Source organism: Roseovarius amoyensis (assembly GCF_003260265.1).
Classification (GTDB): domain Bacteria; phylum Pseudomonadota; class Alphaproteobacteria; order Rhodobacterales; family Rhodobacteraceae; genus Roseovarius; species Roseovarius amoyensis.
Map to the genome: position 1 here is coordinate 41,036 of NZ_QITQ01000011.1, position 21,731 is coordinate 62,766.

24 protein-coding genes are annotated in these 21,731 nt (G+C 65.8%); 14 read left to right on the plus strand and 10 right to left on the minus strand.

What is annotated here, in order from left to right; all coding sequences use genetic code 11:
• Positions 1-2: 2 nt before the first annotated feature.
• The gene (locus DL899_RS11025) at positions 3-929 is read right to left on the minus strand and encodes an AEC family transporter (protein ID WP_162685559.1); all 927 of its coding nucleotides are present in this window, start codon (positions 927-929) and stop codon (positions 3-5) included.
• 229 nt (positions 930-1,158) lie between these two features.
• Positions 1,159-2,130 (minus strand): methylmalonyl Co-A mutase-associated GTPase MeaB, encoded by a 972-nt coding sequence (gene meaB / locus DL899_RS11030; protein ID WP_111734411.1) that lies wholly within the window; start codon positions 2,128-2,130, stop codon positions 1,159-1,161.
• Between the two features lie 89 nt (positions 2,131-2,219).
• Between meaB and DL899_RS11035 the strand changes: the two genes are divergently transcribed.
• The 4 genes from DL899_RS11035 to DL899_RS11050 all read left to right on the plus strand — a co-directional run bounded on the left by DL899_RS11035 (position 2,220) and on the right by DL899_RS11050 (position 7,546).
• Positions 2,220-2,918, plus strand: a complete 699-nt coding sequence (locus DL899_RS11035) for a DUF3108 domain-containing protein (RefSeq protein WP_162685560.1) — start codon at positions 2,220-2,222, stop codon at positions 2,916-2,918.
• A 77-nt stretch (positions 2,919-2,995) separates the two neighbouring features.
• The gene (gene hrpB, locus DL899_RS11040) at positions 2,996-5,449 is read left to right on the plus strand and encodes an ATP-dependent helicase HrpB (protein WP_111734413.1); all 2,454 of its coding nucleotides are present in this window, start codon (positions 2,996-2,998) and stop codon (positions 5,447-5,449) included.
• 108 nt (positions 5,450-5,557) lie between these two features.
• Positions 5,558-5,974: an NUDIX hydrolase gene (locus tag DL899_RS11045; protein WP_338049656.1), complete on the plus strand. Its 417-nt coding sequence runs from the start codon at positions 5,558-5,560 to the stop codon at positions 5,972-5,974.
• A 42-nt stretch (positions 5,975-6,016) separates the two neighbouring features.
• Complete coding sequence (locus DL899_RS11050) at positions 6,017-7,546, plus strand: inorganic phosphate transporter (protein ID WP_420820975.1); 1,530 nt, start codon at positions 6,017-6,019, stop codon at positions 7,544-7,546.
• 23 nt (positions 7,547-7,569) lie between these two features.
• On the opposite strand, the gene gndA is transcribed toward DL899_RS11050, so the two are convergent.
• Complete coding sequence (gene gndA, locus DL899_RS11055; RefSeq protein WP_111734490.1) at positions 7,570-8,970, minus strand: NADP-dependent phosphogluconate dehydrogenase; 1,401 nt, start codon at positions 8,968-8,970, stop codon at positions 7,570-7,572.
• A gap of 180 nt (positions 8,971-9,150) precedes the next feature.
• On the opposite strand from gndA, the gene DL899_RS11060 reads away from it, so the two are divergent.
• Positions 9,151-9,468, plus strand: coding sequence for an HPF/RaiA family ribosome-associated protein (locus tag DL899_RS11060; RefSeq protein ID WP_111734416.1), 318 nt, complete (start codon positions 9,151-9,153; stop codon positions 9,466-9,468).
• A gap of 94 nt (positions 9,469-9,562) precedes the next feature.
• Here DL899_RS11060 and argF read toward each other — a convergent pair whose 3' ends face one another.
• From argF to DL899_RS11075, 3 genes are all read right to left on the minus strand, one after another.
• Entirely contained in the window at positions 9,563-10,489 is a 927-nt protein-coding gene (gene argF, locus DL899_RS11065) for an ornithine carbamoyltransferase (protein WP_111734417.1), read from the minus strand.
• 66 nt (positions 10,490-10,555) lie between these two features.
• Positions 10,556-11,749 carry an aspartate aminotransferase family protein gene (locus DL899_RS11070; protein ID WP_111734418.1) on the minus strand — a complete coding sequence of 398 codons (1,194 nt, stop codon included), beginning with the start codon at positions 11,747-11,749 and terminating at the stop codon, positions 10,556-10,558.
• 223 nt (positions 11,750-11,972) lie between these two features.
• Positions 11,973-12,413 (minus strand): NUDIX domain-containing protein, encoded by a 441-nt coding sequence (locus DL899_RS11075; protein WP_111734419.1) that lies wholly within the window; start codon positions 12,411-12,413, stop codon positions 11,973-11,975.
• A gap of 59 nt (positions 12,414-12,472) precedes the next feature.
• On the opposite strand from DL899_RS11075, the gene DL899_RS11080 reads away from it, so the two are divergent.
• The gene (locus DL899_RS11080) at positions 12,473-13,195 is read left to right on the plus strand and encodes an alpha/beta fold hydrolase (protein WP_111734420.1); all 723 of its coding nucleotides are present in this window, start codon (positions 12,473-12,475) and stop codon (positions 13,193-13,195) included.
• Complete coding sequence (locus DL899_RS11085; protein WP_111734421.1) at positions 13,192-14,337, plus strand: alpha-D-ribose 1-methylphosphonate 5-triphosphate diphosphatase; 1,146 nt, start codon at positions 13,192-13,194, stop codon at positions 14,335-14,337. The genes DL899_RS11080 and DL899_RS11085 overlap by 4 nt, the downstream gene beginning before the upstream one ends.
• A 19-nt stretch (positions 14,338-14,356) precedes the next feature.
• On the opposite strand, the gene DL899_RS11090 is transcribed toward DL899_RS11085, so the two are convergent.
• From DL899_RS11090 to DL899_RS11100, 3 genes are all read right to left on the minus strand, one after another.
• Entirely contained in the window at positions 14,357-15,436 is a 1,080-nt protein-coding gene (locus tag DL899_RS11090) for a 5-(carboxyamino)imidazole ribonucleotide synthase (protein ID WP_111734422.1), read from the minus strand.
• Positions 15,429-15,917, minus strand: coding sequence for a 5-(carboxyamino)imidazole ribonucleotide mutase (gene purE, locus DL899_RS11095; protein ID WP_111734491.1), 489 nt, complete (start codon positions 15,915-15,917; stop codon positions 15,429-15,431). The genes DL899_RS11090 and purE overlap by 8 nt, the downstream gene beginning before the upstream one ends.
• A gap of 61 nt (positions 15,918-15,978) precedes the next feature.
• Positions 15,979-16,203, minus strand: a complete 225-nt coding sequence (locus DL899_RS11100; RefSeq protein ID WP_111734423.1) for a YdcH family protein — start codon at positions 16,201-16,203, stop codon at positions 15,979-15,981.
• Positions 16,204-16,372: 169 nt separating this feature from the next.
• Between DL899_RS11100 and DL899_RS11105 the strand changes: the two genes are divergently transcribed.
• From DL899_RS11105 to DL899_RS11135, 7 genes are all read left to right on the plus strand, one after another.
• Positions 16,373-16,786, plus strand: coding sequence for an Hsp20 family protein (locus tag DL899_RS11105; RefSeq protein WP_111734424.1), 414 nt, complete (start codon positions 16,373-16,375; stop codon positions 16,784-16,786).
• A 4-nt stretch (positions 16,787-16,790) separates the two neighbouring features.
• Positions 16,791-17,018, plus strand: coding sequence for a DUF1150 family protein (locus DL899_RS11110; RefSeq protein WP_111734425.1), 228 nt, complete (start codon positions 16,791-16,793; stop codon positions 17,016-17,018).
• Between the two features lie 124 nt (positions 17,019-17,142).
• Positions 17,143-18,015 carry a TIGR01459 family HAD-type hydrolase gene (locus tag DL899_RS11115; protein ID WP_111734426.1) on the plus strand — a complete coding sequence of 291 codons (873 nt, stop codon included), beginning with the start codon at positions 17,143-17,145 and terminating at the stop codon, positions 18,013-18,015.
• 102 nt (positions 18,016-18,117) lie between these two features.
• Positions 18,118-18,561: a MaoC family dehydratase gene (locus DL899_RS11120; protein ID WP_111734427.1), complete on the plus strand. Its 444-nt coding sequence runs from the start codon at positions 18,118-18,120 to the stop codon at positions 18,559-18,561.
• A 94-nt stretch (positions 18,562-18,655) separates the two neighbouring features.
• Entirely contained in the window at positions 18,656-19,594 is a 939-nt protein-coding gene (locus tag DL899_RS11125; protein ID WP_111734428.1) for a bifunctional riboflavin kinase/FAD synthetase, read from the plus strand.
• On the plus strand, positions 19,591-20,067 hold the full coding sequence (locus DL899_RS11130; RefSeq protein WP_111734429.1) for a YcgN family cysteine cluster protein: 477 nt from the start codon (positions 19,591-19,593) through the stop codon (positions 20,065-20,067). The genes DL899_RS11125 and DL899_RS11130 overlap by 4 nt, the downstream gene beginning before the upstream one ends.
• On the plus strand, positions 20,064-21,110 hold the full coding sequence (locus tag DL899_RS11135; RefSeq protein ID WP_111734430.1) for a threonine aldolase family protein: 1,047 nt from the start codon (positions 20,064-20,066) through the stop codon (positions 21,108-21,110). The genes DL899_RS11130 and DL899_RS11135 overlap by 4 nt, the downstream gene beginning before the upstream one ends.
• A gap of 14 nt (positions 21,111-21,124) precedes the next feature.
• On the opposite strand, the gene DL899_RS11140 is transcribed toward DL899_RS11135, so the two are convergent.
• On the minus strand, positions 21,125-21,724 hold the full coding sequence (locus DL899_RS11140) for a 2-hydroxychromene-2-carboxylate isomerase (protein ID WP_111734431.1): 600 nt from the start codon (positions 21,722-21,724) through the stop codon (positions 21,125-21,127).
• Positions 21,725-21,731: the final 7 nt, after the last annotated feature.

Consider the following 21,731-nt stretch of genomic DNA (forward strand, 5'->3'; position numbering starts at 1 on the left):
GGCTATCGGACAAGATGTACCAACGCTGCCCAGACAGGCAGCATCGCTAGTGACAGGAATATCTGCCAAGTCAGAATATCGGCGTAGAGGTCTGCATCGCCGCCCATTCGTTGGGCAACGATGTAACCATTCGCAGCAGCTGGCACAGCAAATATCAGCGTTCCAGCCAAGGTTTCGCCAGAGCTTAGCTGGAACCCCACAGCCAAGACAACGAACACAGCCGGAGCAAGGCCAACACGCAAAAACACGCCTATCCAGACTTTCCATGACCTTTCGAAGAGCCTGCTAAGCGCAACTCCAGCACCTACTGCCAAAAGCCCGATTCCCAAGGCGGCACGGCTAATCAGATCAAGTGCGCTCATGACTGGAACCGGTAGTTGGATTTCGACCATATTGATGAGAAGACCAACAGCGCATCCGATCACAAGCGGGTTTTGCATGATCGAGCGAGCAACCTTTGTTGCGCTAGTTTGGGCAGTTCCAAAAATGACCAGTATCACAATATTTGCGACATTGATGACCGGGATCAATATCGCCATACCCAGAGCGAGTAATGCGATGCCGTTCCCCCCAATCAATTGATCCGCCGCTGCGAGACCTATGAAGGCATTCCAGCGTGTCGTGGTTTGAAAGAGGGTCGAGAAAGAAGGATTTGGCAGGACTGTCGGATTGATCAAAAACCGCAAGGTGATGGTCACGCCAGCAAGAATTCCTAGTGTGGCCAGAAGGGCAATAACCCAATCCCCTGAGGCGAGGTGCGACAAATCGGCTGTGGCGATTGCGTGAATAAGTGTTGCCGGAATCAGAATATTGAAATTCAAGGCGTTTATTCCATCCCACCTATCACGCGGTAATACACCCGAATTCACCACGATATACCCCACGGCGACAGTCAAAATGATCGGTAGAACCGAGAGAGCAAGGGACATGCCGTTAGTCCTGAAACAGGTAGATGTTAAAGAACATATAATGAACGTTTGAGGCGGAAGGCAAGATGGCACATCGCTGTCCACTCGCGTCATGGATACTGGTCGAGCTACACCCAGACAGCCAGCTTAGGATTAGGGAGAGCGTCAAAGCAGCCTTTCACGCGTTCTGCAGCATTGGTCATATTGGGCGCAAAGCAGACCAACATGATTTGCGCGCAATCCTTCTCACTCAGCCCTTCAGCCGCTCCAGCAATTTCCGCGCCGCGTTGGCCGGGGTCACATGGCCGTCGGCCACCTGCGTTGCGGCCTCTTCCATCGCCGCGCGGGCCTCGGGTGTTTCCAGCCGCGCCAAAAGGCCCTGCCGGACCTCTTCAAGGAACCAATAGCGCGCCTGTTCGGCCCGGCGCGCATCAAAATGCCCGTTCTCGCGGCGCCACTCGACAAGCTGGTGCATTTCGTCCCATGCCTCTTTCAGCCCCTCCTCTTTCAGGGCCGAGACCAGCATCACCTTGGGAAAGCCTTCCGGGTCCTGCGGGCGTTTGCGCAGCAGCCGCAGCGCCCCGGCATAATCGGCGCGGGTGCGTTGGGCCGCCGGTTTCAGGTCGCCATCGGCCTTGTTGACCAGGATCATGTCGGCCATCTCCATGATGCCGCGCTTGACCCCCTGCAATTCGTCCCCGCCCGCCGGGGCGAGCAGCAGCACGAAGATGTCCGACATCTCGGCCACCACGGTCTCAGACTGCCCGACGCCCACGGTCTCGATCAGCACGACGTCAAAGCCCGCGGCCTCGCACAGCCCGACCGCCTCGCGCGTGCGCCGTGCCACCCCGCCCAGATGCGAGCGGCTGGGCGAGGGGCGGATAAACGCGCGCTCGTCGCGGCTCAGGCGTTCCATCCTTGTCTTGTCGCCCAGGATCGAGCCGCCCGAACGCGCCGAACTGGGATCGACCGCCAGCACCGCCACCCGCAGCCCTTGCCCCGTCAGCATGGTACCAAAAGCGTCGATAAAGCTGGATTTGCCAACGCCGGGCGTACCTGACAACCCGATGCGCACGGCCTGCCGGCGACCCTTGAGCGCCTCCATCAGCTCGCCCGCCTGAGCGCGGTGATCGGCGCGGCCGCTTTCGACCAGAGTGATGGCGCGGGCAAGGGCCCGTCGATCGCCCTTGATTATTCTCTCGCTTAGCTGTGCAATGTCCATGAATGCCGCCCATGCGTCGCTGTCGACGGACCCTATGCCTTGGCCCGTGTCCGATTGTCCAGTGCCGAGGCGGCGAACAGGGGTCCGCCATGCGCGTCGCAGCCATATTTGTGCTTTTGCTTCTGCCCTTCGCCGGCAGTGCCGGTGAACAGTCGTCGATGCGTTTTGACGTGCGGCTGTTGGGGTTGAGGGCCGGCGTGATCGAGATCGGCGCCAATGTTACCAATGGCGGCTATGCCGCGCGGTCGCATTTCAAGACCGCGGGCCTTGTCGGCGTGCTCAGGCGGCTGAGGGCCAATGTCACCGTGCAGGGGATGGTCGCGGGCGGCGACCTGCGACCGCACGACTATACCGAGGCCATCGACGACGGTCGCCGGGTCACGGATGTGCACGTGCGCTTTGCCCCGGGTCAGCCCCGCCTTGTCGCCGGCGACACCGGCAGCAGCGCACCGCCGGCGGATACATCGGGACTGCGCAATGCCATCGACCCGCTGACGCTGCTTTACATCGCGCTGCGCGACCAGCCGCGAGACGAGGTCTGCCGCTTCAAGGCCGATGTGTTCGATGGCCACCGCCACGCGGTGATCACCCTTGATCGGCGCCGGGCCGAGGGTGATGCCATCGTTTGCGACGGCGCCTATCGCCGGGTGGCGGGCTACAGCGAAATCGAACGCCGCAGCAGCGACGTGGACATCTCCGTCACCTATGTCCCCGCCGGCAACACGATGCGGGCCGAAAGGGTGGCCTTTGACACAAGGCTGGGCCCCGCGGTGATGGAGCGCCGCTGAGGGCGCCGCGCCCGCTGCCACTGCCTCTCCCCGCCCCCTCTGGCCATTGCCGCGCGCTTGCCCGATAACCCCATGCCATGACCGATGCCACCCTGCCCGTGCATGACGCCATCCCGGCGTTTCTGGATGCGCTGCGACAAACCCGCCGCGCGGTGCTGCAGGCGCCGCCGGGCGCGGGCAAGACCACGGTCGTGCCACTGGAAATGCTGCGCGCGGGGCTGACCGAGGGCCGCATCCTGATGCTGGAACCCCGCCGCCTGGCCACCCGCGCCGCCGCCGAACGCATGGCCGCAACGCTGAAGGAAACGCCGGGACAGACCGTCGGCTATCGCATCCGGGGCGAGGCCCGCGTATCGGGCGCAACCCGCATCGAGGTGGTGACCGAGGGCATCCTCACCCGGATGATCCAGTCCGACCCGGGGCTTTCGGGGGTGGGGGCCGTCATCTTTGATGAATTTCACGAACGGTCGCTGAACGCCGATCTCGGCCTGGCGCTGTGCCTGGAAATCGCGGGCGCCTTGCGCGATGACCTGCTGCTGGTGGCAATGTCGGCCACGCTGGATGCCGCCCCGGTGGCCGAACTGATGGGCGCGCCGGTGATCACCGCCGAGGGCCGCGCCTATCCGGTCGCCATCCGCCACCTGCCCCGTCCGCTGCGCAAGGGCACGCGGTTCGATGTTGCGATGGCCGATCTGCTGGAACAGGCCGCTGCCGAGACCGAGGGCGGCATTCTCGCCTTTCTGCCGGGCGAGGGCGAGATCCGCCGCGTCGCCGCCCTGCTGCGCGACCGCCTGCCGGATAGCTGCCGGATCCGCCCACTCTACGGCGCGCTGCCCTTTGCCGAACAACGCGCCGCCATCGCGCCGCAGAAATCGGGGCGCAAGCTGGTGCTGGCCACGGCCATCGCCGAAACATCGCTGACGATCGAGGATATCCGCGTCGTCGTCGATGGCGGGCGGGCGCGGCGGGCGCGGTTCGACCCCGCCTCAGGTATGTCGCGGCTGGTGACCGAGCGGGTGACGCGTGCCGAGGCCATCCAACGCGCCGGCCGCGCCGGTCGCGTGGCCGAGGGCGTTTGTTACCGGCTCTGGAGCAAGGGTGAAGAAGGCGCGCTGGCCGCCTTTCCCCCGCCCGAGATCGAGGCCGCCGATCTGACCGCTCTGGCGCTGGAACTCGCACTCTGGGGGGCAGAGCCAGAGCAGATGCCGTTCCTGACGCCGCCCAACCCGGCCAGCCTGGCAGAGGCGCGAACGCTGCTGGGGATGCTGGGCGCGCTCGATGCGCGGGGCCGGATCACCTATCACGGCCGGGCGCTGGCCGGTCTGCCGCTGCACCCGCGGCTGGCGCATATGCTGGCGATGGCCGGTGCGCAGGCGGCGACGCTCGCGGCCCTGCTGGGCGAACGCGACCCGTTGGCGCGTGGCGTCGGGTCGGTCGACCTGGCACTACGACTGTCTGCGATCGACAACCCGCCGCCCGATGCCAACCGTGGCGCAATCGCCCGCATCCGGGCCGAGGCCGGGCGGCTGGCGCGCGCGGCCAAACGCACCCCCAAGGGCGCGGCGCGGCACGCGCCGCTGAGCACCGGCACGATGGCCGCGCTGGCCTATCCCGACCGGGTGGGCCTGCGCCGCCCCGGCGATGCGCCGCGCTATCTGTTGTCGGGCGGCGCCGGCGCGGCCCTGCCCGAGGGCGACCCGCTGCCGGGCGCGCGGCTGATCGTGGCCACCGATCTGGACGGCGACCGGCGCGAGGCCCGCATCCGGCAGGCGGCCGAACTGACCGAGGCCGAGCTGCGCGCGCTCTTTACCGCTGACATCGCCTGGCAGGATGTCTGTTTCTGGGATCGCCGCGCCGGCCGCGTCCAGGCCCGCCGACAGGAACGGTTCGGCGCGCTGGTGCTGGACGACCGGATATGGAAGGACGCCCCCGAAGAGGCCCTTGCACACGCGATGCTGGAGGGCGTGCACGCGCTGGGCCTCAACTGGTCGGATGCCGCGCGCCGCCTGGCCGCACGCGTCGAACTGCTGCGCGCCGCGGGCGAGGGTTTTCCCGACTTTACCGAGGCCGGGCTACTGGACAGCGCCGAGGACTGGCTGTTGCCGCATCTTTCCGGCATCCGCACCGCCGACGCCTGGCGGCGCTTCGACATCCTGCCGGCACTGCGCGCCCGGCTCGACTGGGACCGGATGCAGCGGCTGGATGCCGCCGCGCCCGCGCATTTCACCACCCCCCTGGGGCGGCAGATACCCATTGACTATTCAGGCGACCATCCCGAAATCACCCTGCGCCTGCAGGAAATGTTCGGTCAGACGACGCATCCCAGGGTGGGCGATACGCCGCTCAGGGTGACGCTGCTGTCGCCCGCCGGGCGGCCCTTGCAGACGACGCTGGATTTGCCCGGTTTCTGGGCCGGGGCCTATGCGGAGGTGCGCAAGGAAATGCGCGGCCGCTATCCCCGCCACCCCTGGCCCGAAGACCCGACCGCCGCCGACCCCACCCTGCGGGCCAAACGTCGCAAAGACAGTTGATTTGATATTCAACGTCTTGATGCCTATAGTATCTGTCAAACAAACGAGCAGATAAAAACCGATATGACCGGACCCCTGAAAAAAGCCTGGGCCGAAATGGTTCAACCCTTGCTGAGACGACCGCCTGAATTGCAGGTGGCCGCGCTGTGCTGCCGCACGGCCGAGGACGGCAGCACGGAGGTCTTGCTCATCACCAGCCGGGACACCGGGCGCTGGGTGCTGCCCAAGGGCTGGCTGATGGAAGACATGAACGCCGCCGAGGCCGCGCGCACCGAGGCGTGGGAAGAGGCCGGCGTCAAGGCCGCCAGCGTCTCGACCGAACCATACGGCGTCTATCACTACGACAAGCGCCTTGATGACGGCTATTCCGCCCCGGTCGAGGTGCGGGTCTACCGGATTGATGTCGAGGAACTTTCCGACGTCTACCCCGAAACGCGCGAACGGGCGCGGTTGTGGCTGTCGCCGCAGATGGCGGCGGCGCGTGTTGCCGAGCCGGAGTTGAAAGCACTCTTGCGGCAACTGTAACAATTCGGTAACCCGGCCACGAAACAGCCGAGGCTGCGCCTCATGCCGGCAACGCTGCACGGCGATCTTTCACGACCCCGGAGCGGCGGTTTGAGCGAAACACCGGACAGCAACCAGTGGAAAACGCTCGACAAAGACCTCGGGCGTATCTCCCATATCGAATACGCCACCGCCTATGTCGCGCGGCCGCTGATCGCCCCCGGAATCGGTCTGGCCTTTATCGTCATCGCCGGGCTGGGCGCGGCGCTTTTCTTCGACTCGCAACCCGGCAACCTGGTGGTGATCGCCGCTGCGGTGTTCGGGGCCTACATGGCGCTCAATATCGGCGCCAATGACGTTGCCAACAACATGGGGCCGGCGGTGGGCGCGAATGCGCTCAGCATGGGGGGCGCGATCATCATCGCCGCGGTTTTCGAAACCGCCGGCGCGCTGCTGGCCGGCGGCGACGTGGTGGCGACGATATCCAAGGGCATCATCGACCCCGCCAGCGTGGCAGAAACAAGGCGATTCATCTGGGCGATGATGTCGGCGCTGGTGGCGGCCGCGCTCTGGATCAACCTTGCCACGCGGATCGGCGCACCGGTCTCGACCACGCATTCGGTCGTCGGCGGGGTGATGGGGGCCGGGCTGGCCGCGGCCGGTTTCTCGGCCATTTCGTGGCCGGTCATGGGCGCCATCGCCGCCAGCTGGGTGATCTCGCCGATCATGGGCGGGGTGATCGCGGCGGCATTCCTGGCGCTGATCAAGAACCGGATCATCTATCGCGATGACAAGATCGCCGCCGCGCGCCGCTGGGTTCCGATCCTTGTGGGGATCATGGCAGGCGCCTTTGCGGCTTACCTGGCGCTCAAGGGGCTCAAGCACGTCATCAGCATGAGCATCGGCCTGGCGCTGGCGATCGGGCTGGTTGCCGGCCTGACGATCTGGGTGCTGAGCATCCCCCTTGTCCGGCGCCAGTCAGTGGGCATGGAAAACCGGGTCCGGTCGCTGAAAAAGCTCTTTGCCCTGCCGCTGATCATCTCGACCGCGCTGCTATCCTTCGCGCATGGCGCCAATGACGTGGCCAATGCGGTGGGGCCACTGGCGGCGGTTGTTCACGCGTCAGAATTCGGCGCCGCCGCCGGCAAGGTGGAGATCCCGCAATGGGTGATGGTGATCGGCGCGCTGGGGATTTCCTTTGGCCTCTTCCTGTTCGGTCCCAAGCTTATCCGGATGGTCGGCAGCCAGATCACCAAGCTCAACCCGATGCGCGCCTATTGCGTGGCGCTTTCGGCGGCGATTACCGTGATCCTGGCCAGCTGGCTGGGCCTGCCCGTCAGTTCGACCCATATCGCGGTGGGCGGTGTCTTTGGCGTCGGGTTCTTTAGGGAGTGGTACATGGATCGCCACCGCCGCCCCTCGGACATCTCTAACGGCACAACCCGCCGCCTGCCGCCCGAGGAACGCCGCCGGCGCAAGCTGGTACGGCGCAGCCACTTCATGACCATCATAGCGGCCTGGGTGGTGACGGTGCCAGCCGCCGCCGCCATGTCGGCGGTGATCTATCTGGTGCTGCACACGGCGATGATCTGACAAGGTGCCGGGTTTTGGCGTCTTCAGTCCTGCCACGGCCCGTGATGGCGCCCGCGCTGGCCCAGCCGCTCGAACCCGTGATGGCCGAACCAGTCGCGTTGCGCCTGGATGATGTTGGCGGTGCCATAGCCCTGGCGCATGGTGTCGTACCATTGCAGCCCGGCCGACAACGCCGGCACGGCATGACCCGCCGCCACCGCCTGCGATACCACCTGCCGCAGCGCCGGAACCGTTGACCGCAGCCGCTGCACGAACGCCTCTGACAGGATCAGCCGGCCATGGGGCGGGTCGGAACGAAAGGCGCCGGCGATATCGTCCAGCAGGGCCGAGCGCAGGATGCACCCCGCGCGCCAGATTTCCGCGATACGCGCCCCGTCAAGCTGCCAGCCGTATTCCGCCGAAGCGGCGGCAAAGATGTCAAAGCCCTGCGCATGGCCAAGGATACGCGCCGCCATCGCCGCGTCTGCCAGAACGTCGGGGGCGATGTCGAGCGAGCCACGCTCGCCCCCCAGCCGGACCTCTCCCTCATGCCGCACGGCCTTTTCCGACGACCAGTTGCGCGCGCCCACCGCCGACTCGATCATGCTGGCCGACTGGCCAAGGCGCAGCGCCTCGATCACCGTCCAGCCGCCGGTGCCCTTTTGCCCGGCGGTGTCGGCGATCACGTCGACCATGGGGTGTCCGGTCCTGGGGTCGGAATGGCCCAGGATTTCGGCCGTGATCCCCAGCAGGTAGGCGTTCAGCCCGCTTTCGTTCCAGCGGCCGAAAAGCGCCCCGATCTCTGCCGGGGTCCAGGCGGCACCATAACGCAATATGCCATAGATATCAGCAATCGCCTGCATTTCGGCGTATTCGATGCCGTTATGCACCGTCTTGACGAAATGCCCCGCCCCGTCCGGGCCCAGCCTGTCGACACAAGGGTGCCCGTCGAACCGCGCAGCAATTGCCTCAAACATCGGTTTCAGGCGTTGCCAGCTTTCCTCGCTGCCGCCCACCATCATCGAGGGGCCGTTGCGCGCCCCCTCTTCGCCGCCCGAAACCCCCATACCGACGAAATGGATGCCGGTGCCGGCCAGTTCCTCGGTACGGCGACGGGTGTCGTGGAAATCGGCGTTGCCGCCGTCGATCAGGATGTCGCCGGGTGACAGCAGTGGGGTGATGGCCTTGATCATCGCGTCCATCGGCGGCCCCGACGGAATCATGAACAGCACGGTTCGCGGCCTGGCCAGCCCGGCGACAAAATCGGCAAGCACCTCATGCGGGTGCAGGTTCCCGGCCAGCGCCCCGGCCTCGGCCATGAAGGGCGAGATCCACTCGGCCTCGCGGTTGGTAACGGCGACCTGAATACCCTTTTCGGCCAGGTTCAGCGCCAGCGCGCTGCCCATGGTTCCAAGGCCGTAGACACCTATCTGTGCCAGCGACATCCGCATTCCGCGCGCGCCCCGTGTTGTTGACATGGCCCCAGCCTATTGCACTCTCAGCCGGGCGCAAGGGCCGGATCGCCCCTGACCGCCGCACGATGTTGTGCCTACTTGCGCAGGATCAAAACGCACCCCACATCGACGGTGTATGATCTACACAAAACAACCCGGAGGATCGCAATCGTGCAGATTCAGCTCAATACCGACACCCATATCACCGGCGATGCGCGCACGCTTGAAGTGGTCGAGGACATGCTTCAATCCGAAATCGGTCATCTCGGCCACCGGTTGTCGCGGATCGAGGTGCACCTGGCCGACGAAAACGGCGGCAAGGGTGGTGCGGATGACATTCGCTGCACACTAGAGGCGCGCCCCGAAGGGTTGCAGCCGCATACGGTGGTGCATCGCGACGCCGATGTAAAATCGGCCCTGCGCAACGGCGCGAAAAAGCTGCGTGCGCACTTGGAAAGCGAATTCGGCCGCCTCGACAAGCGGCGCTAGAGCGTGCTACCCGCAAACAAAACCGCCCCGGGCCTGACCCGGGGCTCCGGCTCAAGGGCCGGGGCGGGTCGCTTATCTTTGGCTGTCGGCCGGATTAGACGCCGAGACACCAGCGCATCACCGCCTTTTGCGCATGCAGCCGGTTCTCGGCCTCGTCCCAGATCACCGATTGCGGCCCGTCCATGACCGCGCTGGTCACTTCTTCCTCGCGGTGGGCGGGCAGGCAATGCATGAACAGCGCATCCGGCTTGGCATGCGCCATCAGTTCCTCGTTGACCTGATAGCCGCGCAACAGGTTGTGGCGGCGTTCCTTGGCCGACTGGCTGTCATGCATCGAAACCCAGGTATCGGTCACCACCAGGTCGGCACCCTCGACCGCGCGGGCGGGGTCACGTTCAATCACCACGGTGCTGCCGGCGCTGCGCGCCAGCCCGACGAATTCGGCCTCGGGGTCCAGCGAGGCTGGGCCGGTAAAGGTGAAGTCAAAGCCGAACTGCCCCGCGGCATGCAGCCACGACGCACAGACATTGTTGCCGTCTCCCGACCACACCACCTTGCGCCCGGCGATGGGGCCGCGATGTTCCTCGTAGGTCAGGATATCGGCCATGATCTGGCAAGGGTGGGTGCGGTCGGTCAGCCCGTTGATCACTGGCACATCGGCATATTCGGCCATCTCGGCCAGCACCGATTCGTCGAAGGTGCGGATCATGATCAGGTCGACATAGCGGCTGAGCACCCGCGCGGTGTCGGCAATCGTTTCGCCGTGGCCAAGCTGCATCTCGGCCCCCGACAGCAGCATCGTCTGCCCGCCCATCTGGCGCACGCCCACGTCAAAGCTGACCCGCGTCCGGGTCGACGGCTTTTCAAATATCAGCGCCACCATCCGGCCCGAAAGCGGCTGTTCGTCATCGGGCGCGCCGCGCGGGCGCCCGGCGCGGGCAGCCTTCATCGCCGCGGCCTGATCAAGCATCTGGCGCAGCGCCACGGGATCGGTGGTGTGGATATCTAGGAAATGGCTCATCGCGTTTCTCTGGTTGGGCCGGGCGGGGCGCGGCCCCGTCGGCGAATTCTTCTGAAGGATAAAGGCTCAGGCGGTCGCTTTTTCCTGCGCCTGTTCGATCTGGTTGGCGGCGGCGTCGAGGCGGGTCATGGCCTCGGCGATTTCGTCATCGGTAATGTTCAGGGGTGGCAGCAGGCGCACCACGTTGTCGGCCGCCGGCACGGTCAGCACCTGCGCATCATAGCCGGCCGCGACCACGTCGGCATTGGGCGCCTTGCACCGGATGCCCAGCATCAGGCCGACGCCGCGCACCTCCTCGAACACCTGCGGATGGGCGGCGACCAGCCCCTCCAGCCGCTGGCGCAGCAGGCTTGCCTTGCGATTCACCTCGGCCAGGAAATCGGGGGCGGTGACGTGATCCATCACCGCGCACCCCACCGCGCAGCCCAGCGGGTTGCCGCCATAGGTTGACCCATGGGTGCCTGCCGTCATGGCACTGGCGGCGACCTCGGTCGCCAGAACGGCGCCCAGCGGAAAGCCCCCGCCGATGCCCTTGGCCACCATCATGATGTCAGGCGCGATGCCGGCCCATTCATGCGCAAAGAGGCGCCCGGTGCGGCCCATGCCGCATTGCACCTCGTCAAGGATCAGCAGCAGCCCGTGTTCGTCGCACAGTGCCCGCAGCCCCTTGAGACAGGCATCGGGCATCGGGCGGATGCCGCCCTCGCCCTGCACCGGCTCGACCATGATGGCGGCGGTGGTGTCGGTGATCGCCGCCTTCAACGCCGCCTCGTCGCCCCAGGGAACCTGGGTGAAACCGGGCAGCAGCGGGCCAAAGCCGTGGGTCATCTTTTCAGACCCGACGGCGGCGATGGCGGCGCTGGAGCGGCCGTGAAACGCCCCCTCGAAGGTGATGATGTCGACCCGTTCGGGCTGGCCCGCGTCAAAGAAATGCTTGCGCGCCATCTTGACCACCAGTTCGCAGGCCTCGGTGCCCGAGTTGGTAAAGAACACCGTATCGGCAAAGGTCGCCTCGACCAGCCTGTCGGCCAGCTCCTGTTGCTGGGGGATGCGGTAGAGGTTCGACGTATGCCAAAGCCGCGCCGCCTGATCGCCCAGCGCCTTGACCAATGCCGGATGGGCGTGGCCCAGCGCGTTCACCGCGATGCCCGCGCCCAGGTCGAGAAATCGGCGCCCGTCCGCCTCGGTCAGCCAGCTTCCTTCGCCCGAGACGAAGGTAAGCGGTGCGCGGTTGTAGGTCGGCAGGACGGAGGGGATCATGGCGTCATCCTTCGGTTGGAGGCCTTTTGGTGCCCGAGGCGGGCGTTCAAGTCAATTGCGGTGGGAAAGGTTGGCATGCGTCAGGGCACGCCGGGATCGAACGGTGGCGAGGCTCAGCCGCGGCGGCGGCGTCGGAGCAGGGTATTTTCAGCGCGTTCGATCATGGGCGTGTCCTAGCGCGCCGCTTGCCGAATGGGAAGAAAAAACATGCCCCGCACCCTGCCTAGCGCGGCACCAGCACCTCCAACGGGTCGTAAAGGCAGCCATCGGAGAACGCGACATCAGGCAGGAGGTCGGGCTTGAGCCTGAGGCCCGCCAGTTCGTTTTGCGTGAAAAAGCGGCGGCGATTGACGATCCCTTCGGGGTCGCACCAGCCGTCATCCAACGCCCCGGCGGTGATGCGGCAGCGAAAGAACAGATCGACCTGGTGATAGTCGCCGCCTGGGTCGTGAAATTCATTCACCAGGCAGGGCGCCCCGACCTCAACGGCAAGGCCGGTTTCCTCATGCACCTCGCGGGCAAGGTTTTCGGGCAGCGACAGGTGCGGCACCACCCCGCCGCCCGGCGCGCACCACAGATCGCTTTCATCCCCGGGATAGGCGTTGACGAGCAAGAGCCGCCCCCTGTCGACGATCACCGCGCGCACCGCCAAACGTACCGTCATACCACTCCCCTTTCGACAGGGGGTGTTGTAACCGGCCCGGCGGCGTTATCTCAAGGAGCATGAAAGCACTTCTTCTCGCCCTTGCCCTATGGCTGTCCACCTCGGCGCTGGCCGACTGCGTGGTGCTGCTGCACGGGCTGGCGCGCACCGATGCCTCGTTCATCGTGATGGAAGAGGCGCTGCAGGCCAAGGGATACACCACCTATCGTCCCGACTACCCATCAACCGAGCTGCGCATCGCAACGCTGGCCGAAGAAACGCTGCCTTACGCCGTCCGGGTTTGCGGCGACGCCCGCATCCATTTCGTCACCCATTCCATGGGCGGCATCCTGCTGCGCTATTGGCTGGGTGCGAACCGGCCCGCAAAGCTGGGCCGGGTGGTGATGCTGGCGCCGCCCAACCACGGCACCGAACTGGTGGACGAGCTGGGCGGGAACGAGCTGTTCCAGTGGTTCAACGGCCCCGCCGGTCAGCAACTGGGCACCGGGGCGCGTGACCTGCCGGAACAGTTGCCGCCGGTCGATTTCGAACTGGGCGTGATTGCCGGCGACAGGACGCTCAACCCCTATTTCTCGACCCTGATCGAGGGGCCGGATGACGGCAAGGTCTCGGTCGCCTCCACCCGTGTCGAGGGCATGGCCGATCACATCGTCCTGCCGGTCACCCACACCTTCATGATGAACAACCCGCTTGTCATCGCGCAGGTCGAGACGTTCCTTGCCACCGGCGCCTTTGATCATGACCTGGGACTGGGCGACCTGATATTCGGGGATGATGAATGAGCCTGTCCTTGCGCCTGACCGGCGCCCAGGTTCTGACCTCCGAGGGGCTGGCCGATACCGACCTGAACCTGGCCCACGGGCGCATCACCAGCGACCAACAGCGGCGAGAGGTCGATCTGGGCGGCTTTCTGGTGCTGCCTGGTATCGTCGATGCGCATGGCGACGGGTTTGAAAGGCACCTCGCCCCCCGGCGCGGCGCAATGACCGACCTGGGCGCGGGGCTGATCGCGGCCGAGGCCGAACTGGCCGCGAACGGCATCACCACCGCCGTACTGGCGCAGTTCTGCAGCTGGGAAGGCGGCATGCGCGGCCCCGAATTTGCAGAGCGGGTGTTTTCGGCGCTGGATGAGGTGCGCCCGCGTCTCGACACCGATTTACTGGCGCAGCTGCGGTTCGAAACCGCGATGCTGGACGATTACGCCGCCATGCAGGCGATGGTGGCGCGCTTTTCCATTCCCTATGTCGCCTTCAACGACCACCTGCCCCATGCGGCACTGGCGGCGGGCAAGAAACCGCCCCGCCTGACGGGGCAGGCGCTGCGGGCCGGGCGCAGCCCCGAACGACACCTTGAAATCATGCAATCGCTGCACGTCCGCACGGGCGAGACCGCGAGTGCCCTGCCCCGCCTTGCCGAGGCGTTGGCCGCGCGCGGGGTGCACATGGCCAGCCATGACGACACCACCGCCGACGAGCGGCGCGGATGGCACGCGCTGGGGGTGAACATCGCCGAGTTTCCCGAAACCAGAGAGGCGGCAGAGGCCGCGCACCGGATGGGCGACGGGGTGATCCTGGGCGCCCCGAACGTGATGCGCGGCGGTTCGCACAACGGCAATGTCAGCGCCCGCGACATGATCGCTGCCGGGCTGTGCAATGCGCTGGCATCAGATTATCACTATCCCTCACCCCGGCGCGCGGCATGGCTGCTGGCCGGTGAGGGGTTACGCGATCTGGGCGCGGCCTGGGCGCTGGTGTCATCCGGCCCGGCGCGGCTGCTGGGGCTCGATGATCGCGGAACGCTCGTACCGGGCAAGCGGGCCGACCTGGTGGTGATCGACCGGCAGAGCGGCGATATCGGCGCGACCCTTGCGGGCGGTCGCATCACCCATCTGCGCGGCAAGGCGGCGGTGCGTTTCCTGCGCTGACGCCCTCGGGGCGGATCAGTCAGCCCCCACCCAGCGCGCGCACCCGATTGACATGACCCATCTTGCGGCCCGGCCTTGTCTCAGCCTTGCCGTAGATATGCAGCGCGGCTCCGGGTTCGCGCGCGATCTGCGGCACCCGGTCGACATCGTCGCCGATCAGGTTTTCCATCACCACGTCGGCATAACGGCTGCCATCGCCCAGCGGCCAGCCGGCCACGGCGCGGATATGCTGCTCGAACTGGTCGACGGTGCAGGCGGCCTGCGTCCAGTGGCCCGAATTGTGAACCCGCGGCGCAAACTCGTTCACCAGAAGGCCGCTGCCGGTGACGAACAGCTCGACCCCGATCACACCTACATAGTCGAGCTTGTTCAGGATTTTCCCCGCCAGCAGCGCCGCGTCGGCGCGTTGCGACGCGCTCAGCCGGGCGGGCACGGTGGTGGTGCGCAGGATGCCGTCGCGGTGAACGTTCTCGCCGGGGTCGAAACAGGCGACGCTGCCGTCCAGCCCGCGCGCGGCGATAACCGATACCTCATGCGAGAAATCGACGAACCCTTCCAGGATCGCCGGCTGTCCGCCCATTTCCGCCAGTGCGGCGTCGGCTTCTTCGATTGCACTGATGCGCACCTGTCCCTTGCCGTCATAGCCGAAACGGCGGGTCTTGAGGATCGCGGGGCAGCCTATCTCGGTCAGTGCCTCGGCCAGGTCCGCCTCGTCATCGACGGCGGAGAAGGGCGCTGTACCCAACCCGACATCCTTCAGAAACGCCTTTTCAACCAGCCGATCCTGGCTGATGCGCAGGGCCATCCGGCCGGGGCGCACGGGGCAAAACCGTTCCAGCACGTCCAGCGCCTGGGTGGGGATGTTTTCGAACTCGTAGGTGACGACATCGACGGATTCGGCAAAGCGCGCCAGCGCCGCCTCGTCGTCATAGCCCGCCTGAACATGGGCCTGCGCCACGTGGGCGGCGGGCGCATCCTTGCCTGGCTCATAGATGCAGGTCCGAAACCCCAGCCGCGACGCCGCGACCGACAACATGCGGCCCAGCTGGCCACCGCCGAGAATGCCGATGCAGGGCCCGGGCGCCAGCGGTTCAGTCATCAATGGGCTCCTCGGGGATCGAATCGGACAGCGCCGCGCGCCATGCGTCCAGCCGCTCGGCCAGCGCCGTGTCGTCATTGGCCAGAATCGCGGCCGCCATCAGCCCGGCATTGACCGCCCCCGCCTCGCCTATGGCCATGGTCGCCACCGGAAAGCCGCGCGGCATCTGCACGATGGAATACAGGCTGTCGACCCCGGAAAGGGCGCGTGTCTGCACCGGCACGCCGATGACCGGCACGCGCGTCTTGGACGCCATCATGCCGGGCAGATGGGCCGCCCCGCCGGCACCGGCGATGATCGCCTTCAGCCCGCGCCCGGCGGCGGCGCGGCCATAGTCCCACAAACGGTCAGGGGTGCGGTGGGCGGAAACGATGCGCGCCTCGTAGCGCACGCCCAATTCGTCCAGCATGTCGGCGGCGTGTTTCATCGTCGCCCAGTCCGACTGGCTGCCCATGACGATGCCAACCTGAATTCCGGCCATGTCGCGCCCTTTCGCCTGCAACCCCATCGCGGGGAAGGCGCACTATACGCACTGGCGGCGGCTACGCAATAATGTCGGGGTAAAGCCGGTCCTCGATCCAGGCGATACGATCCTTGAGCCGTAATTTCTGCTGCTTGAGCCGCTTGACGGTCAGCGGGTCCGCGGTGCCGCGTTCCTGCAGGGCGTGAATCGCCTCGTCCAGGTCGCGGTGCTGGCGCCGGAACTCTTCGAGTTCGACGCGCAGAACCTCGTCGGATTTCATCGACAGGTCGTTGAACATGTTCATTCTGGCCGATTCTCCCTGCCGGTCGGGCGTTCGATAGTAGCCCAAGTACCCGTTTTGGCAAAGCTCTTGCGCGGCGTGCCCCTCGCCCCCATATTCGGGTCAGGTCGCATCGCCTGCCAGGGGTGCGGCCTGAAACGGACCGTCGCTTGATCGAAAAAGGACGCACCGAATGACAAAACTGTCCCTGGGGTCGCACCCCTACATGCTGGGGTTCGAGCAACTCGAACGGTTGCTGGAACGCAGCGCCAAATCCGGCAACGAGGGCTATCCGCCCTTAAACATCGAACAGACGTGCGAGGGCAGCTATCGCATCACCTTGGCGGTGGCGGGATTTTCCGAATCCGATCTGTCGATCACGCTGGAGGACCGGCAACTGGTCATCCGCGGGCGCCAGACAGAGGAAGCCGATAACCGCGTCTTTCTGCATCGCGGCATCGCCGCGCGCCAGTTCCAGCGCTCCTTCGTGCTGGCCGACGGTGTCGAGGTGGGCGAGGCGACCATGGAAAACGGCCTGCTGCACATCGATCTCAAACGCGCCCAGCCCGAAACGGTCGTGCAGGCCATCAAGATCAACAAGGGATAGCCACATGGATACCAAGTATGATTTCGGCACCGAAACCGAGCGGCCCATCGTTTATGTCCGACAGGTCAACGCCGATGAACTGCCCGAAGAGCTGCGCCAGCAACTTGGCGGGCTGACCACGCTTTACGCCGTGCACAACGCCGAGGGCGAGCGCCTGGCGCTGGTGCGCGACCGGTCGCTGGCCTATGTGCTGGCCCGCCAGCACGATCTGGTGCCGGTCGCGGTTCACTAGGCCCCGCGCGGGGCCTGGCGGCCGTGCCGGATCCTGCCGGAAACGTCATCCGCGGCACTGGTCAATGCGGCGCGCGCCTGCCATATCTGCGCAGGTCTGACAGCATAGCCAAAGGCCACGCCCCATGACCCGGATCATCACATCGCTTGCCGAGGTTTCCGGCCCCTACGACGCCCTGTTCGTCGATCTGTGGGGCTGCGTCCACAACGGCATCACCGCGTTTCCCGAGGCTGTCGAGGCCCTGCGGACCTATCGCGCCGGCGGCGGCACGGTGGTGCTGGTGACCAACTCGCCCCGCGCCCGCAACCGGGTCGAACGGCAGCTCGACACCTTTGGCGTGCCGCGCGACTGCTGGGACACCATCGCCACCTCGGGCGACAGCGCGCGCGCGGCGATGTTTCGCGGCGCGGTGGGCAGCAAGATCTATTTCATCGGGCAGGAAACGGACCTCAAGTTTTTCGAGCCTCTGCAGATCATCGACGACCCGATCGAAATAGAGCGCGTCCCCCTGGCCGAGGCCGAGGGCATCGTCTGCACCGGCCCCTTCGACCCGATGGCCGACCTGGACGACAGCCGCCCCGACCTGCTCTATGCCAAGCAGAAGGGGCTGAAACTGCTCTGCGCCAATCCCGATATCGTCGTCGACCGTGGCGAAACGCGCGAATGGTGCGCCGGGGCGCTGGCGCGGATGTATACCGAGATGGGCGGCGAAAGCCTGTATTTCGGCAAACCGCACCCCCCCATATATGACCTTGCCTATCGCCGGCTCGATGCGCTGAACCGGGACGTGCCGCGCGGCCGCATTCTGGCCATCGGCGACGGCGCGCAGACCGATATCGCCGGCGCCATGGGCGAAGACATTGACAGCCTTTTCATCGCCGGCGGATTGGCGGCCGTGGCGACGCGCACCACCGATCAACCCGACGAAGCGGCGCTAAAGGCATTTCTGGACGCCGAAAAGGTCACGCCGACCTTTGTCATCGGACGGTTGCGCTAGCAAAAAAACGCTTGATTTTCTGCAGTTGCGAAGTAATAAAGTTACCGAAATCAGCGCCATTTCGTCACTATTGTTTCGGTCTCGATCATCCCGGAGGATCAGATGTTGGACAACATGCCACGCGGAACCATCACCATCGAGGAAATCGAGATGGGCATGACCCGCAGTCTGCGCAAGGTCGTGACCGACGATGACATCGAGATGTTCGCGCAGGTGTCCACCGACCGCAACCCGGTGCACCTGGATGACGACTATGCCCGCGACACGATATTCGAGGGGCGCATCGCGCATGGCATGCTGACCGCCGGGCTGATTTCGGCCGTGATCGGCGAACAGCTGCCCGGGCATGGTACCGTCTACATGGGCCAGACGCTGAAATTCCTTGCCCCCGTGCGCCCCGGCGACACGGTCGAGACCGAGGTCGAGGTCACCGGCATCGACCACGCCAAGCGCCGGGTGACGCTGGATTGCCGCTGCATGGTCAAGGGCCGCAAGGTGCTGGTGGGCGAGGCAACGGTGCTGGCGCCCTCGGGCAAGTTCGACTGAGCCCAGGCCACGGGCCCGAATCCGGGCCCCGGTCGCCGCCGCGCGCGTTTCATCCCTGCTTGCACCCGCACGCGCATGGAGCTACCCACCCCGCATGCGAATTATCCGCGATTACACCTATCTCGATCCCGCCGACCGGGGCGCCTCGGTCGCCATCGGCAATTTCGACGGCGTGCACCTGGGCCACCAGGCCGTGATCGCACAGGCGCACGAGGCCGGTCAGCGCATCGGCGCTCCGCTTGGCGTGCTGACGTTCGAGCCCCATCCCCGCGAATACTTCGCCCCCGATGCCCCGCCCTTTCGCCTGACCGGGCGCGAGGCACGCGCGCACCGGCTGGAAAAGCTGGGCGTCGAACGCCTGTATGAGCTGAATTTCAACGCAGCCCTGTCGTCGTTCACCCCCGAGGAGTTTGCGCGCGAGGTGATCAGCGAGGGGCTGGGCCTGCGTCATGTCGTCGTCGGCGCCGATTTCTGTTTCGGCAAAGGGCGCGCGGGCAATACCGCGGACCTGCAGCGTTTTGGCACGGAAATGGGGTTCGAGGTCAGCATTGCCGAGTTGCTGACAGGCGAAGAGGGCGCCGTATCATCGACCGCGATCCGCAAGGCGCTGAGCGAAGGCCGCCCGCGCGACGCCGCCCGGATGCTGGGGCACTGGCACCGCATCGACGGGCCGGTGGTGGGCGGCGAACAGCGTGGGCGCAAGCTGGGCTATCCCACCGCCAACATGTCCATCGCCGGACTGCATCCGCCGCGTTTCGGCGTCTACGCGGTGCTGGTCGAGGTGCTGTCGGGGCGCTGGCAGGGGCAGTATCACGGCGCCGCCAGCCTTGGCATCCGGCCGATGTTCGATGGCGAGGTTCCCAACCTGGAAACCTACATCTTCGATTTCTCGGGCGACCTCTACAATGCCGAGCTATCGGTTGGGCTGGTCGAATACATGCGCCCCGAGGCCACGTTCGACAATCTTGAGGCCTTCATTGCCCGGATGGACGCCGACTGCGCCGAGGCGCGCAAGATTCTCGCCGCGCTATGACCGCCGATCCCATCGACCGCGGCGGCCTGCGACCGCGCTATTGGGAAACCACTCCGTTGGACCGCATGACCCGCCCGGAATGGGAGGCCCTGTGCGACGGCTGCGGCAAGTGTTGTCTCAACAAGCTCGAAGACGAAGAAACCGGCGAGGTCGTTCTCACCCGCGTTGCCTGCCGTCTTTTCGACGACACCACCTGCCGCTGCGCTCAGTATGAAATACGCCACCAGTTCGTGCCCGAATGCATCACGCTGAGCCCGGCCAATCTGGACCGCAACCTTTACTGGATGCCCGAAACCTGTGCCTACAAGCTGCTCTACCAGGGCAAGCCGCTATACGACTGGCACCCGCTGATCTCGGGCACAGCCGAGTCCGTGCATGACGCCGGCGTTTCAATGCGGCAACGCACGGTGCCCGAATTCGAGGTGGCCGAGGACGACTGGGAAGATCACCTGATAGAGGAGCCGCTGCCATGAACCTTGCCTCCGACAATTGCGGGCCGGCGCACCCCGAGGTTCTGACAGCGATGACCGACGCCAATCACGGCTATGCCCCGTCCTATGGCGACGATGCCGCGATGAACGAGGTGCGCGAGCGCATCCGCACCCTGTTCGACGCGCCAAAGGCAGAGGTCTTTCTGGTTGCCACCGGCACCGCCGCCAATTCGCTGGCGCTGGCAACGATGGTCGAACCCTGGCAGACCGTGTTCTGCACGCCGCTGGCACATATTAACACCGACGAATGCAACGCGCCTGAATTCTATACCGGCGGGGCCAAGCTGACGCTGGTGGGTGAGGACGACAAGATGACGCCGCAGGCGCTGGCAGACGCCATCGGCAGTCTGCCCGTGGGCGACGTGCATGTCCCCCAGCCCGGGGCGCTGGCCCTGACGCAGGTGACGGAACGCGGCCGCGTCTATGACCTGGCCGAGCTTTCTGCGCTGACCGGGGTGGCGCGGGCGCATGGCATGGGCTGTTACATGGACGGCGCGCGCCTGGCCAATGCGCTGGCCGCGCTGGGGTGCAGCCCGGCCGAGATGACCCAAGCCGCCGGCATCGACATGGTCAGCCTTGGCGGCACCAAGAACGGCTGCGTCGGTGTCGAGGCGGTAATTCTGTTCGACCCGTCACCCGCGTGGGAATTCGCGCTGCGGCGCAAACGCGCGGCGCAACTTTTTTCCAAGCACCGCTATTTGTCGGCGCAAATGCTGGCCTATCTAAAGGACGATCTGTGGCTGCGCTCGGCCCGCACGGCGAATGAGCGCGCAGCGCGGCTGGCCGACGGTCTGCTGACGGTGCCGGGGGCGGAATTGGCGGCCCAGATGCAGGCCAACATGATCTTTGTCCGCCTGCCCCGCGCCGTGCATCAGCGGCTGCACGCGGGCGGGGCCGTTTACGGGCTGTCCGAAGGGCCGCTCGACACCGGCGACGCCGATCAGCCGCTGCTGGCGCGGCTGGTCTGCGACTGGTCGATACCCGAGGAAGATATCGACCGCTTCATCGCGCTGGCGCGCGGCTGACGGCGCTCAGCCTGTCAGAGCTTGCCAGCAAGGTGCAGGTCCAGATCTTCCAGCCGGTCCTGGCCCCAGAATTTCTGCCCCGTGTCCACGACATAGAACGGCGCGCCGAATACGCTGGCCTCAATCGCAGCCTCGAGGTTGGCGGCATAGGTTTCCGCCCCGCTCAGCAGGCCGCTGTCGGCCAGGTTTGGGTCGAACCCCGCCTGTGACAGGCAATCCTTGATCACCGCGTCGTCGGCAATGTCGCGTTCTTCTGCCCAGCAGGCGCGCAGGAACCCGTGTACCAGCGCGCCCATGTCGCCGCCGCCCGCGTTTCCCGCGGCGATGACGGCGTAAGAGGCCGGCGCGGCATTGGTGGGCCAATGCGCCGGTTTCAGGTTGAACGGCATATCGTGCTTGCGGGCCTGGCGCGGCAGGTCCTCGGCCCGATAGGCCAGGCGATTGGGGTGACGGTCCTTGACCGGCGTGCCGCCGGTGCGTGCAAAAAGCGCGACGATGTCAAAAGGCCTGTATGCGACCGATGCACCGTGCCGCGCTGCGACCTCTTCCATCCGGGTTCCCGCCAGATAGGCGTAGGGTGACAGCAACGACACAAAATAATCTATGTGGGCCATGCAGAAT